The 12433-nt window shown below is 69.8% G+C and carries 11 protein-coding genes; 4 read left to right on the top strand and 7 right to left on the bottom strand.

Going from position 1 to position 12433, the window contains the following annotated elements; all coding sequences use genetic code 11:
* Positions 1 to 672 precede the first annotated feature (672 nt).
* Positions 673 to 1371, top strand: coding sequence for an endonuclease NucS (gene nucS, locus LT965_RS10600; RefSeq protein WP_232700772.1), 699 nt, complete (start codon positions 673 to 675; stop codon positions 1369 to 1371).
* On the opposite strand, the gene mutS is transcribed toward nucS, so the two are convergent.
* On the bottom strand, positions 1372 to 3963 hold the full coding sequence (gene mutS, locus LT965_RS10605) for a DNA mismatch repair protein MutS (RefSeq protein ID WP_232700773.1): 2592 nt from the start codon (positions 3961 to 3963) through the stop codon (positions 1372 to 1374).
* A 129-nt stretch (positions 3964 to 4092) separates the two neighbouring features.
* On the opposite strand from mutS, the gene LT965_RS10610 reads away from it, so the two are divergent.
* The 3 genes from LT965_RS10610 to LT965_RS10620 all read left to right on the top strand — a co-directional run bounded on the left by LT965_RS10610 (position 4093) and on the right by LT965_RS10620 (position 6916).
* A complete protein-coding gene (locus LT965_RS10610) occupies positions 4093 to 4539 on the top strand; it encodes a GtrA family protein (RefSeq protein ID WP_232700774.1) in 447 nt (148 codons plus the stop codon).
* A gap of 73 nt (positions 4540 to 4612) precedes the next feature.
* On the top strand, positions 4613 to 6349 hold the full coding sequence (locus tag LT965_RS10615; protein WP_232700775.1) for a MutS-related protein: 1737 nt from the start codon (positions 4613 to 4615) through the stop codon (positions 6347 to 6349).
* A gap of 48 nt (positions 6350 to 6397) precedes the next feature.
* Positions 6398 to 6916, top strand: coding sequence for a CNNM domain-containing protein (locus LT965_RS10620; protein WP_232700776.1), 519 nt, complete (start codon positions 6398 to 6400; stop codon positions 6914 to 6916).
* On the opposite strand, the gene LT965_RS10625 is transcribed toward LT965_RS10620, so the two are convergent.
* From LT965_RS10625 to LT965_RS10650, 6 genes are read right to left on the bottom strand one after another with little or no spacing between them, the layout of a single operon-like run.
* Entirely contained in the window at positions 6917 to 7078 is a 162-nt protein-coding gene (locus LT965_RS10625) for a DUF8014 family protein (RefSeq protein ID WP_232700777.1), read from the bottom strand.
* 4 nt (positions 7079 to 7082) lie between these two features.
* Entirely contained in the window at positions 7083 to 7814 is a 732-nt protein-coding gene (locus tag LT965_RS10630; RefSeq protein ID WP_232700778.1) for a bifunctional helix-turn-helix transcriptional regulator/GNAT family N-acetyltransferase, read from the bottom strand.
* 54 nt (positions 7815 to 7868) lie between these two features.
* On the bottom strand, positions 7869 to 8258 hold the full coding sequence (locus LT965_RS10635) for a DUF8055 family protein (protein WP_232700779.1): 390 nt from the start codon (positions 8256 to 8258) through the stop codon (positions 7869 to 7871).
* Positions 8255 to 9928: an FAD-dependent oxidoreductase gene (locus LT965_RS10640; RefSeq protein ID WP_232700780.1), complete on the bottom strand. Its 1674-nt coding sequence runs from the start codon at positions 9926 to 9928 to the stop codon at positions 8255 to 8257. Before LT965_RS10640 ends, LT965_RS10635 begins: the two co-directional genes overlap by 4 nt.
* Positions 9921 to 11582: an electron transfer flavoprotein subunit alpha/FixB family protein gene (locus tag LT965_RS10645; protein WP_232700781.1), complete on the bottom strand. Its 1662-nt coding sequence runs from the start codon at positions 11580 to 11582 to the stop codon at positions 9921 to 9923. Before LT965_RS10645 ends, LT965_RS10640 begins: the two co-directional genes overlap by 8 nt.
* Positions 11583 to 11584: 2 nt before the next feature.
* Positions 11585 to 12433: an electron transfer flavoprotein subunit beta/FixA family protein gene (locus LT965_RS10650; RefSeq protein ID WP_232700782.1), complete on the bottom strand. Its 849-nt coding sequence runs from the start codon at positions 12431 to 12433 to the stop codon at positions 11585 to 11587.

Consider the following 12433-nt stretch of genomic DNA (forward strand, 5'->3'; position numbering starts at 1 on the left):
GTGCGGTCGGCTACTGTGTGGCAAAGTAGATACCACTCTAAATCGACTCCCAGAAGTGTAGAATAGTCTACGAAGGCCACTAGAAATACATCGGAATACTTACCATCGTCACTTACTGTCTGATATTTTACTATCATGGACTCGATCCTGGCCCACCGACGGCGAGCGGCGGCGTCTCCACAGGTGAGCAACCAGCCGATGTGCTGAACACTCGCCAACCCCCGAGAAACGTAGTTGGTCGAGGCTGTTCACTGATGACCCTGAACGAGAACGGGAGTAGTGTCAGTCAAATCGGTTGAAGAGAGGGCATGCTGCCGAGCACGATTCAGTCGGCCCCATCCGACCCGCGATGCACCATTCCGGGGTAGGCTCGTGGGAAGATGTTCGGGAGAAGAATCTCCGTCCGTGGCTGCCTCGTACTACTCGCGTTGCCGGCACGCTCCCCGACCGCCGCGGACGCCGTGGTGTCACCCGTCCGCCGGCAAGACGCCCCACGCGACCGTCGCCGGCCCAGACACGACGTGGCCAACGTTCGTCTCGTCGCCGACGGTCACCGGGGCACCGCCGGCTAGCGCAGTCGCTCGCGGTCGTGCTCGAACGCCTGCCCCGAACAGACGCCGCGACCCGGCGACCATCCCTGCGTTTTTGCCGCCGTCCCACCTACGCCGTAGCGTGCGAACCGTCACCGACCCCGACCCGGAGACCGCCGCGGCGTTCGTCGCCGACGCCAGCAGCGACGGCCTCGCAGTCTCGCTGGTCGGGCGCTGTGCGACGACGTTCGAGGGGCGTGCGGAGCGGGCGCTACCGGCCGGCGTCAGGCAACTGCTGTACAAGCCCGACGACACGGTGCTGGTCCACGGCGCGTCGGGCCGCGACCCCGTCGCGTGGTCGTCGGGCGGCGGCGTGACCGCGAGCGTCGTCGACGACGCCCTCGAACTCCACTGCGGCGAGGCCGACGGCGCGGACACGCTGACAGTGCGCTTCCAGTCCGTCCAGCACGCCACGGCGTTCGCCCCGACGAGCGAAGCGGGCGACGTCTCCGGCACGGAGACCGACCTCAAGGAGCGCGTGCTGTCGAACCCGGACCTCGTCGAGGCGGGGTTCCGCCCGCTCGCCACGGAGCGCGAGACGCCCGCGGGCCCCGTCGACGTCTACGGCCGCGACGAGAACGGCGCGGTGGTCGCCGTCGAACTGAAGGCGCGTCGGGCCGGCCCGTCGGCGGCCTCCCAGCTGGAACGGTACGTGACCGCGCTCCGCCGGGACCTCCACGCCGACGCCGAAGTACGAGGAATCCTGGTCGCGCCCGAAATCACGGAGAAGACCCGCCGCCTGCTCGCAGAGAGCGGGCTCGACTTCTCGCCCGTCGAGTAGTCACTCCAGGTCGCGCCGGAGTTCGTTGAGCACGTTCAGCGCCTCGATCGGCGTCAGTTCCGCGACGTTCACGTCCCGGAGTTTCGCCGCCAGGTCGGCGTCCACGCCGGTGCTCTCGTCCGCTTTCTCGTCCGCGCTCCCGTCGCGTGTCCGTTCGCCAGTGTCCGCCGCGACGACGGACTCGTCAAGGAACTCGCGGGCGCGGTCCACCACCTCGTCGGGGACGCCCGCGGTCCGCGCGACTTCGACGCCGTAGGAGGCGGTGGCCGCGCCATCCCGGACTTCGTGCTGGAACGTGACCCCTTCGTCCGTGCGCGTCGCGCCGAAGTGGAGGTTGACCGCATTCGGCAAGCGCTCGGCGTCAGCGGTGAGTTCGTGGTGGTGGGTGGCGAACAGCGTGGTCGCGCCGAGTTCGTCGTGGACGTACTCCGTGACGGCGCGCGCGATAGCGAGACCGTCGGTGGTCGACGTCCCCCGCCCGACCTCGTCGAGCAGGACGAGGGAGTCCTCGGTGGCCGCGCGCAGGATGGCGGCGAGTTCGGTCATCTCCACCATGAACGTCGAGCGGCCGCCCGCGATGTCGTCGCTCGCGCCGACACGCGTGAAGATGCGGTCGACGACCCGCAGTCGGGCGTTCGCGGCGGGGACGAAGCTCCCGGCCTGCGCGAGCAGGACGACGAGTGCGACCTGGCGCATGTACGTCGACTTCCCGCTCATGTTCGGCCCGGTGACGACGGCGACCCGCTCGTCGGGTGTGAGGCGGGTGTCGTTCGGGACGAAGCCCGACTCCGTGCGCTCGACGACCGGGTGGCGCCCGCCCTCGACGCGGATGCCGTCGCCGCCCATCGTGGGCCGTGCGTAGTCGTGGGCCGCGGCGACGGACGCGAACGAGGCGAGCGCGTCCAGCGCGGCGAGTGCCGCCGCCACCGCCTGCATCCGCTCGGCTTCGCGGGCGACCCGGTCGCGGACTTCGGTGAACAGTTCGTACTCGAGGTCCTGGGCGCGCTGCTCGGCGCGCACGATGTCGTCCTCGCGTTCCTTCAGTTCGGGCGTGACGTACCGCTCGGCGTTCTTCAGCGTCTGGCGGCGCTGGTAGTTGTCGGGTACTGCCTCGCTGTTCGCGTGGGTCACCTCGATGTAGTAGCCGTGGACGGCGTTGTGCCCGACCTTCAGCGAGTCGACGCCGGTGCGCTCGCGCTCCGCGGCTTCGAGGTCGTCGATCCACTGTTTGCCCGAGCGCTCGGTCTCCCGGAGGTCGTCGAGTGTCTCGTCGTAGCCGTCCCGGACGACGCCGCCCTCGGTGAGTTCCTGTGGTGGGTCCGGGACGATGGCGCGGTCGAGCAGGTTCCGGATCTCCGGCAGGTCGTCGAGTTCCGCGCGCAACTCCCGGAGTTTCTCACAGTCCGCGTCGGCGAGCAGCGAGCGCACCTCCGGCACCACGTCGAGGGTCGCCTTCAGCGAGCGCAGGTCCCGTGCGTTCGCGCGGCCTCTGGAGACCCGCGAGACGAGGCGCTCGATGTCGTAGACGTCCCGGAGGTGCTCGTGGAGTTCCTCGCGGGTCATCGGGTCGGCGACGAGTTCACCGACCGCGTCGTGGCGCGCCTCGATGGCCTCCCGGTCGGTGAGCGGGCGGCGCAGCCAGTCGGTCAGTGCGCGCCGCCCGAGCGCGCACGCCGTCTCGTCGAGCACGTCCACGAGCGCGGTGCCCGCCGCGCCGTGGACGCTGCGCTGCTCGAACACCTCCAGGCTGCGCAGCGCCACGGCGTCCATCTGGAGGTACTCCCGCGGGTCGTACCGCGTGAGGTGGTTGAGGTAGTCGAGCCGCTGGTGGCCCTCCCCACCCCGTGTGTACTCGGCGTACGCGAGCAGCGCGCCGCAGGCCCGGACTTCCGCGTCGACCGCGAGCGCGTCCGCGCTCCCGAAGTACGACGCCACGCGCTCGGTCGCCACCTCGAGGTCGAACACCCCGTCGTCGTACTCCGCGACGAACGTGTCGCCGTCGAAGCGGCCCGGGTCGACGTCGGGTCCAGCGACGAGTTCCGCTGGCGCGAACCGCCCGAGTTCGTCCCTGATCCTGGCCGCCTCGGGGAGACTCGTCGCGTAGAAGTCGCCCGTGGAGACGTCGAGCAGCGCGAGTCCGTATCGGCCGTCGTCGTCGGTGGCCAGCGCCGCGACGAAGTTGTTGTCGTCGCCCGCGAGCAGTTCGTCCTCCGTGAGTGTCCCCGGGGTCACGATGCGCGTGACGGCGCGCTCGACGACGCCCGACACTTCGTCGGGGTCCTCCACCTGGTCGGCGACCGCGACGCGGTAGCCCGCGTCCAGCAGGTCGTCGATGTACGGCTCGGCGTTGTCGATGGGGACGCCCGCCATCGGGTAGCGGCCCGTCGAATCCTCGCGGGCGGTCAGCGTGATCTCGCAGATGCGGGCGGCCGCCTCGGCGGCGTCGCAGAACAGTTCGTAGAAGTCGCCCACCTGGAACAGCACGAGGGCGTCCTCGTAGCGCCGCGTGAGCTCGAAGTACTGGCTCATCATCGGCGTGAGGTCGGCCTCGCTCTCGGCCATCTGGTCGGGTGGCCCCAGCGCCGCGTCCATGCAGGAGGGCAACGGGGTGGCTACTGTTATGCTCGTCGGTTGATTCGGAGTCGAGGGCCGCCGACGGTGTCCAGCGGAGTCGTCTCTCACCGGGGATTTTTGCGTTCGCAGACGCTACGTCACCCACGAATGGCGGGCGTCGTCGAGAGCGTCGAACGTCGCGCCGAGAACGTCTTCCGGCTGCTCGGGCTCGACCGAATCGCCGCCCCGGCGCGGGCGGTCCGGGCGGTCGAGTTCGGCGTCGTCGGTACCACCGGCGCCGTCGTGAACGCCGTCGTCTTCGTCCTCGCGCCGGTGGCGTACCTCCTGGCCGGCGCGCTGGCGTTCGTGAGCGGCACCGCCTGGACGTTCGTCCTCAACTGGACGGTCACGTACGACCGGCCGAGCCACGACCCCCGCCGCGCGCTCGCCCGGTACGCGTCGGTGTACGGCCTCGGGTTCGTCGTCTACTCGGTCGCGCTCGCGGTCGGCGTCGAGGGTCTCCACCTGGCCGCGCTCTCCGCGAACGTCGGGGCCATCGCCGTCGCCGGCACCGTGAACTTCGCCGGCAGCGAACTGTTCGCGCTCGGCGAGTGACCTCGCCGGCCACCGCCCGGCCCGGTAGCGCGGACCGCGGCACCCTTTACCCCCGGGTGTCACAGTCCGAGGTATGCGACTGGAGGAGTACTGGGGGGTCGGCCCGAAGACGGCCGACCGCCTCGAAACGGAACTCGGGGTTCCCGACGCTATCGACGCCATCGAGAGCGCGGACGTGCGGGCGCTCGTCGAGGCCGGCATCTCGCGGGGCCGCGCCACCCGCATCCTGCGGCGCGCGAACGGCGGGGAGGGGATGGACAAACTCGCCACCGAGGACGCCCGCGCCGTCTACAAGGAACTCGTCTCGCTGGCCGCGGAGTACGCGGTCACCCGTCACGCTGGCGACCGCATCCGCGTGCTCACGCCGCTCGTCGACCGTGAGGCGATGCGCGAGCGACTCGACAGCGTGGAGGCCGCTCTGGAGACGTGGCGTGGCCTCGACGGGGAGACGCGCCGGGCCGTCCTCGACGTGTTCGAATCGCACGACGGCGACAGCCGACGGGCGGCCGTCGAGACCGCACTCGCGCTCGACGACGTCGGCGTCTCCGGGGGCGTGTTCGCGTCCGTCGTGGACCTCGACAGGGACCGCCTGGAGGCGGCCGCCGCGGCGCTCCGCCACCTCACCGACGACGGGGTCGCGGCGGGCGCGGACGCCAAACTCGACCGTCTCCGCGAGCGCGCGGACGCGCTCGACAGCCTCGAACGCGACACGTTCGACGTCCTCGAGGCCGTGCGCTCGGAGGGCGTCGAGGGCACCGACGAGTTCCGCGAGGCGTTCGTCCAGTACGTCGCCACGGAGGCCGACGTCGAACCGCGGCAGGTCCGGAACGCGATGGTCGCGGACGCCGCCGACGCGCCGGACTTCGTCAGCACGACCCTCCGGGAACTCTCCGGGACCGTCCGCGACCGCGTCGACGAGCGCGAGGCGGAGGTGGCCGCGGACCTCCGTGGCTCCATCTCGGGCGCTCGCGAGGACGTGGACGCCGCCGTCGACGCGGTCAGCGACCTCGCTTTCCACCTCTCCCTGGCGCGGTTCGCGGACGCCCACGACCTGGTGCGCCCCGAGTTCGTCGACCACGACGCGCTCGCGGTCCAGACCGCCCGCAACCTCACGCTCGCCGCGGAGGACGGGGACGTCCAGCCGGTGACCTACGCGGTCGGCGACCACGACCTCACGGACGTGCCGTCGGGCGACCGGGTCACCGTCCTCACCGGGGCGAACTCCGGCGGGAAGACGACGCTGCTGGAGACGCTCTGCCAGGTCGCGCTGCTCGCCGCGATGGGGCTCCCGGTGCCCGCCGAGCGCGCGACGGTCGGGCCGGTGGACTCGGTCGTCTTCCACCGCCGCCACGCGTCGTTCAACGCGGGCGTCCTGGAGGCGACGCTGAACTCCGTCGTGCCGCCGCTGGCGACCGGCGAGCGCACTCTGATGCTGGTCGACGAGTTCGAGGCGATCACCGAACCCGGGAGCGCCGCCGACCTGCTCCACGGCCTCGTCACGCTGACCGTCGACGAGGACGCACTCGGCGTGTTCGTCACGCACCTCGCGGACGACCTGGAACCGCTGCCGGACGTCGCGCGCACGGACGGCATCTTCGCGGAGGGGCTGAGCCCGAACCTCGAACTGCTCGTCGACTACCAGCCCCGCTTCGACACCGTCGGGAAGTCGACGCCGGAGTTCATCGTCTCCCGCCTCGTCGCGGACGCCGCCGACCGCTCGGAGCGCGCCGGCTACGAGACGCTCGCGCGCGCCGTCGGCGAGGAGGCCGTCCAGCGCACCCTCGCGGACGCCAAGTGGACCGAGAGCTGAGATGCCGATTGCGCCAACGACTTAGGGGCCGCCGCGCCTGGTCGACGTATGCCAGTCGAGTTCTCCGTCGTCGCCTCGCTCGCCGCCGTCGCCGTTCTGCTCGGGGTGTCGGCGTTCTTCTCCAGCACCGAGATCGCGCTGTTCTCGCTGACGACCGAACGTCTGGACGCGCTCGCCGCCAGCGACGACCGCGGGCCGGGGTTGCAGCGTCTGCGGGAGGACCCTCACCGACTGCTCGTGACGATCCTCGTCGGGAACAACGTGGTGAACATCGCGACAACGAGCATCCTCACCGTGTTGCTGGTGGCGTACCTCCCACCGGAACTCGCCGTCCTCGGGACGACGCTCGTGGCGACGACGCTCGTGCTCGTCTGCGGGGAGATCCTCCCGAAGTCGTGGGGGCTCGCGAACGCCGAATCCTGGGCGCTCACGGCCGCGCGGCCCGTGAAGTACGTCGGGCTGCTGCTGTGGCCGCTCGTCGCGTTCTTCGACGCGGTGACTCGCGGGCTCGCTGGCGCCACCGGCGGCAGCCCGGACATCGAACGGGAACTCCTCGAAGAAGAGTGACTACGGCCACTCGGCGTCGGCGTCCTCGATGGGAGCGGCGACGACGCCCTCGCGCTGGCTCAGGCTCCGGGCGTGGGGCAGGCAGACGTCGCGGTCCGGGCCGCGCGGGTCGTGGACGCGGACGGCCGCGGGACGGGAACAGCCGTCCTCGGCGCAGGGCATCGCCTCAGATCCAGACCGCCATCATCACTTCGTCGACGTACTCGTCGTCCAGTTTGTAGTGGTCCTCGCGGACGGCCTCGATCTCCCAGCCGTTGGCCTTCAGGAACTCCACGGCGTCCTCGTTCGACGACGGGACGCTGTTGTACATCTTCTCGTACCCCCGGCTGCCGGCCCACTCGAGGCCGCGTTCGAGGAGGTGGCTGCCGATGCCGTGGCCGCGGTACGTCTCGATGACTCCTACCGTCAGCTCCGCTGTGTGTTCGAGTTTGTCGAGTTCCGAGCCGGCGACGTGTACCCACCCCACCACGTCGTTGCCGACGGTGGCGACGAAGAACATCCGCTCCTCGAGTTCGTTGTGCCGGAGGATGACCTCCTCGTGGTCGATGACGTCCGCGACGGACTCGGCCTCGATGTACGTGCGCTCGCTGGCGACCTGCCGGATGGCGCCGACGAGTCCCGTGAGGTCCGACTGGTGGGCCGGCCGGACGACGAACTCAACATCGCCGTCGCGGTGCTCCTCGGCGGCGACGTCGTCGAAGGCGACCGCGATGCGGCCGTCCTCGACGGTGACGTAGCCGTCGCGTCGCAGGATGGCGACGTGGTGGCGGATGCCCCGCGGGTCGAGGCGCAGGTCGCCTTCGATGTCGTCGAACCCGCACTCGCCGTGGCGCTCGACGTAGTTGTAGATACGTTCGCGGTCGTCGTGTCCGAACTCCAGGCTGTGCTCGACGTTCATGATTGTTCGTACTGAACCTGACTATTTAGTCCTTTGTCACCCGTTAGCACGTGGCTATTCGGGGCGGCGCTTCGCCCGTTCCGGCACGTGCGTGAGCACCTGGGCCGTGTCGACGACGTTCCGCGTGTCGACGAGCACGGTCGCCGCCTCGCGGATGGAGAAGTCGGCGTCGAGTTGCACGCCGTAACACTGCGCGTACAGCGACAGCCAGCTGTTCAACGACTGTTCGAGCAGGGAGAGTTCGACGTCCGTGAACGGCGCGCGCTCGCCGCCCGTCCGCCCCTCGACGTAGACGGAGATCGCCGGCCCGACGCCCTCGCGGAGGTACTCGAGGGCCTCCTCCTCGTTCGGCGGCTCCTCGGGCGGCTCGAAGCACTCGCTGTCCCGCTGGGCGCGGTTCGCCAGCGGCTTGATGCGCTCCCAGTACGGCGAGCGGTCGCTCATCCCTGTTCGAACTCGACGCCCTTCCCGCCGCGGGGATGCTCCCACTCGGTGTCCGCGACCACCGCACAGGTTCCGCACTCGACGCACGGCTGGGTGTCGAGGCTCACGACGCGCTCCTCGTCGCCGTTTCGTTGGACGGTCTCCGAGCGGTAGCAGCCACCGCCGAAGTCCTCGGCGCTCACCGGGCAGGCCGTCACGGCTGCCCCACTTGCCTCGTAGGACGCGTCGCGCAGTTCGATGTGCGGGTTGCCGATGTCCGTGTCGTAGGTGAGGTCGCCGATGCGGTCGGCGAGACTCGGCGGTTCGACGCTGGACTCGCTCGTGACGTGGGCGCCGAGTTCCTCCGCGATGACGGTGGGGAGCGTCACGTACGGCGTCCGCGTGTCCGGGACGATCGAGGCGAGGTACGGCGACCCGTACAGCGCCTCGAGGCGGCCACCGAGCGCGCGCACCGCCGCCCGGCCCGCGAACGATGTCAGCACGCCGTCGACGAGCCCGGTGACCGCGTCGTGCTCGCCGAGGGCGCTCGTCACGCGGTAGCCACTCGGCCGGAGTTTGTCCATCACGCCCTCGTCGCACAGGCGGCGCTCGTAGCGCTTCCCCGCGCTCTTCGGGTTGCCCCGGCCCTTCGCCTCGACGTACGCCTCGGCGGCCAGCGCGCCCGCGCTGACGGCGTGGTTCATCCCCTTGATGATGGGGCCCTGGGCCTGCATCTGGCCAGCGGCGTCTCCCACCAGCAGGAGCCGCCCCTCGTGGGGCGAGGGGTGGGCGGCCTTCTTCGAGTCCGGCACGAGCTTCGCGCCGTACTCCAGTTCCTCGTAGTCATCGCCCAGCCAGTCCGCCAGCAGCGGGTGGGTGAGCAGCGCGTCGAGCAGTTCGTGGGGTTCGGCCTCCTCGGCGACGAGGCTGTCGAGGTGGAACACCGTCCCGATGGACAGCGACCCCTCGTTCGTGTAGCAGAAGCCGCCACCGCGGACGTCCTCGAAGAGGTCGCCCGAGAACAGGTGGGCGACGCCCTCGTCGGGGTCGAGGTCGAAGCGCTCGTTCACGACGTCGGGGTCCATGTCCACGACGGCCTTCACGCCCTGGAACCACTCCTCGGGTTCCTCCCAGTCCATCAGACCCGCGTCCCGCGCGAGTTCACTGTTCACGCCGTCGGCGGCCACCACGACGTCCGCCCGGATGGGGTCGAGTTCGTCGCAGGTGACGCCCACTATCTCGCCGTTCTCCTCGAGCAGACCGTTGACGCGGACGTCCGTCAGCAGGCCGCCGCCCGTCTCGCGGGTGCGCTCGTGGACGCGCTCGGCGAGCCACGAGTCCATGTGGCGCCGGAGCACCGCGTCCGACCACTCGGTGTCGTGCTCGTGGAGGTCCGTGATGTCGAACGTCTCGACCTGCCGGCCGGCGACGTTGTGGAGGTAGTACTCCGTCACGGGGCGCTCGGTCGCCGCCTCCCGGACGTCCGGGAAGAGGTCGTCGAGCGTGTAGGGGGCGGACTCCTCACCGTACAGCAGGCCGCCGCTCACGTTCTTCGACCCGGCCTCGACGCCGCGTTCGAGGACGAGTGTCTCTACGCCGTGGTCCGCCAGTGCCGCTGCCGCCGCCGCCCCGCCTGGGCCGGCGCCGACGACGACCGCCTCGTAGTGTTCGTAGTCGTCAGTTTCAGTCATCGGATGCACCGCCTGTAGCCGCGAGTTCTTCGACGTCCAGTTCGCCGTTCTCCAGGGCCTCGGTCAGCACCGGCAGCACCTCGAAGAGGTCGCCCTCCACGAAGTAGTCCGAGAAGTCCCGGATGTCCGCCTCCGGGTTGGTGTTGATGGAGACGATTGTGTCGGACTCGTCCATCCCGACCTTGTGCTGGACGGCGCCGCTGATGCCCGCCGCCACGTACAGTTTCGGCTCCACGACCTGGCCGGTCTCGCCGATCTGTCGCTCCTCGCTGGCGTACTGTTCGACGTGGCCGTCGAAGTCGTACGACGAGGTGACGATGCCGCGGGTGATGCCCATCGCGGCGTCCTCGAAGGCGTTCGTCAGTTCGAGGCCGAGTTCCATCCCCTCGGTGGGGTCGTCGCCGATGCCGCGGCCGAGCGCCACGACGACGTCGTGGCCCGTCAGGTCGACGCCGCTGTCGAGTTCGTCGTACTCGGTGACCTCGACCTGGAACCACTCCTCGGGGAGGTCGAAGTCGTACTCGTACACCTCGCCCTCCCGGTCGTAGTCGGGGTCGGGCACCTCGAAGCTCCCCGGGATGACCGAGGCGCCCTGTGGGTGGAACTCCCGCGTCGGGTTGTCCAGACAGAGGATGGTGGAGTACTCGAAGCCCGAGAAGTCCGGGCGCTTCATGTGGAGCACGCGCTCGAACTGTTTCTTCTCGCCCTCTCGCCCGGTCTTCGCGGGGTTCGAGATGACGGTGTCGTCGATGTACAGCCCCGAGCAGTCGCTCGCCAGACCGCTGTCGAGTTCGCCCTGCACCTGCGCGGAGAGGTCCCGGCCGTTGTTCGTCGCCGGGAACAGCACGTACCGCGGTTCGTCGTAGTCGCGCCACGACGAGTCCCCGGCGTCCGGTTCCACGTCGAGTTCCCCGCCGGCGCGTGCCATCGCGGAGAACAGTTCCGCGTACGGCCTGTGACGGAACCGCTGTAGTTCCGGGTCGTCCTGGTAGACGACCACGTCGGCGCCGCACGCGATGGACTCGTCGGCCAGGTCGCCGACCTCGTCCTCGAGCAGCACGGCGACGACGCGCTCGTCGCTGTCGTACTCCTCGTTGTAGCCGTCCATCAGGCGGCGGGCCTTCCCGAGCATCTCCCGGGAGACGTCGAGGAGGTCGCCGTCCTTCGTCTCGCAGAACACCCACATGTCCTCGTAGGTGCCGCCCTCGAGGGTCTCGACGTACTGCTTGTCCGCGGTCGGGTGGTCGAGTTCGGGGTACTTCTCCTCGGGCGGCACGCGCTCGATCTCCTCGTCGCGTTCGCCGCTGCCCTGAATGGAGTCGATGCGCTTCTGGACGAGGCGCTTGACGCTGTCGCGGTCCTCGCCGGCCTCCTCGCGCTCGATCAGTTCCTCCAGTCGCTCGACGCTGTCGATGTTCTGGAGTTCGTTGGCGAGGTCCGCGGGGCTCATCTCCGTCGGGTCGAGGTCCTCGCGGTCCTCGGCCTCGTCCTCGCGGAACTTCTCGATGCGGGACTGGATGAGCTGTTTCGCGCCCGCCCGGTCCTTCCCGGCCTTCTCCGTCTCGAGGATGTCCTCCAGTTCGTCGACGTCCTCGACGTCCTGGATCTCGGGGCCGAGTTCGGAGATGTCGTAGTCGTTCGGGTCAAGTGCCACGGTCAGTCACCCCCCGCAAACTGCTGGAGTTCGTCGACGACGCTGCCCATCTCCTCCTCGTCGCCCGGGTCGACCATCGTCGCGTCCCGTTCGGCGGGCGCCTTCGGGATCGGGTCGACCCCGGAGACGATGGTCGGCGACCCGTCCAGCCCGATGAAGTCCGGGTCGAGGTTGAGATCCTCGTGATCCCACACCTTCAGGTGGTCCTCGTGGTCCTCGGCCCGCTGCTGGGTCTCCTCCCGGCGGTCCTTGTGCTCGAGGCGGTGGGCCGCCTTCCGGTAGGAGGGTTCGAACTCGGGATCGGTGACGACGAACGCCGGCAGCGACGCCTCGACGGTCTCGATCTCGTCGACGTCGCCCGCGACCAGGCGCTTGGCCCGAACGCGGCCCTCCTCGGGTTCGACGTCGAGCGCGACGACGTGCGTCAGAATCGGCCAGTCGAGACACCACGCGGTCTGCGGGCCGGTGTGACCGGTCTCGCCGTCCGCGGTCTTGAACCCCGCGAACACGAGGTCGGGTTCGAGGCGTTCGAGGCCGGTCGCGAGCGTCATCGCCGTCGCCCACGTGTCGGCGGCCGCCATCTCGCGGTCCGACAGCAGGTAGAGGTCGTCGGCGTAGACGGACGCCATCGCCTCGCGGAGCACGTCGCCGTAGCCCGGCGGCCCCATGCTCATCACGCTCGTGGTGCCGCCCTGCCGGATCTTCGTCTGGAGCGCCGCCCGCAGCGCGTGGTCGTCGTTCGGGTTCATGACTGTGGGCGTGTCGCCGCGTTCGAGGTGGCCGTCCTCGTCGAAGGACACCTGTCCCTCGCGGAAGTCCGGCACGCCCTTCGTCAGGGTGACGGTGTGCAT

The organism is Halobacterium wangiae (assembly GCF_021249345.1).
Classification (GTDB): domain Archaea; phylum Halobacteriota; class Halobacteria; order Halobacteriales; family Halobacteriaceae; genus Halobacterium; species Halobacterium wangiae.

Bases quoted from the DNA above. Each gene is read 5' to 3' on its own strand.
- mutS (WP_232700773.1), bottom strand. From the start codon at position 3,963: ATGGACGCGGCGCTGGGGCCACCCGACCAGATGGCCGAGAGCGAGGCC.
- LT965_RS10625 (WP_232700777.1), bottom strand. From the start codon at position 7,078: ATGCCCTGCGCCGAGGACGGCTGTTCCCGTCCCGCGGCCGTCCGCGTC.
- LT965_RS10650 (WP_232700782.1), bottom strand. From the start codon at position 12,433: ATGCACACCGTCACCCTGACGAAGGGCGTGCCGGACTTCCGCGAGGGA.
- LT965_RS10630 (WP_232700778.1), bottom strand. From the start codon at position 7,814: ATGAACGTCGAGCACAGCCTGGAGTTCGGACACGACGACCGCGAACGT.
- LT965_RS10610 (WP_232700774.1), top strand. From the start codon at position 4,093: ATGGCGGGCGTCGTCGAGAGCGTCGAACGTCGCGCCGAGAACGTCTTC.
- LT965_RS10640 (WP_232700780.1), bottom strand. From the start codon at position 9,928: ATGACTGAAACTGACGACTACGAACACTACGAGGCGGTCGTCGTCGGC.
- LT965_RS10620 (WP_232700776.1), top strand. From the start codon at position 6,398: ATGCCAGTCGAGTTCTCCGTCGTCGCCTCGCTCGCCGCCGTCGCCGTT.
- LT965_RS10635 (WP_232700779.1), bottom strand. From the start codon at position 8,258: ATGAGCGACCGCTCGCCGTACTGGGAGCGCATCAAGCCGCTGGCGAAC.
- LT965_RS10615 (WP_232700775.1), top strand. From the start codon at position 4,613: ATGCGACTGGAGGAGTACTGGGGGGTCGGCCCGAAGACGGCCGACCGC.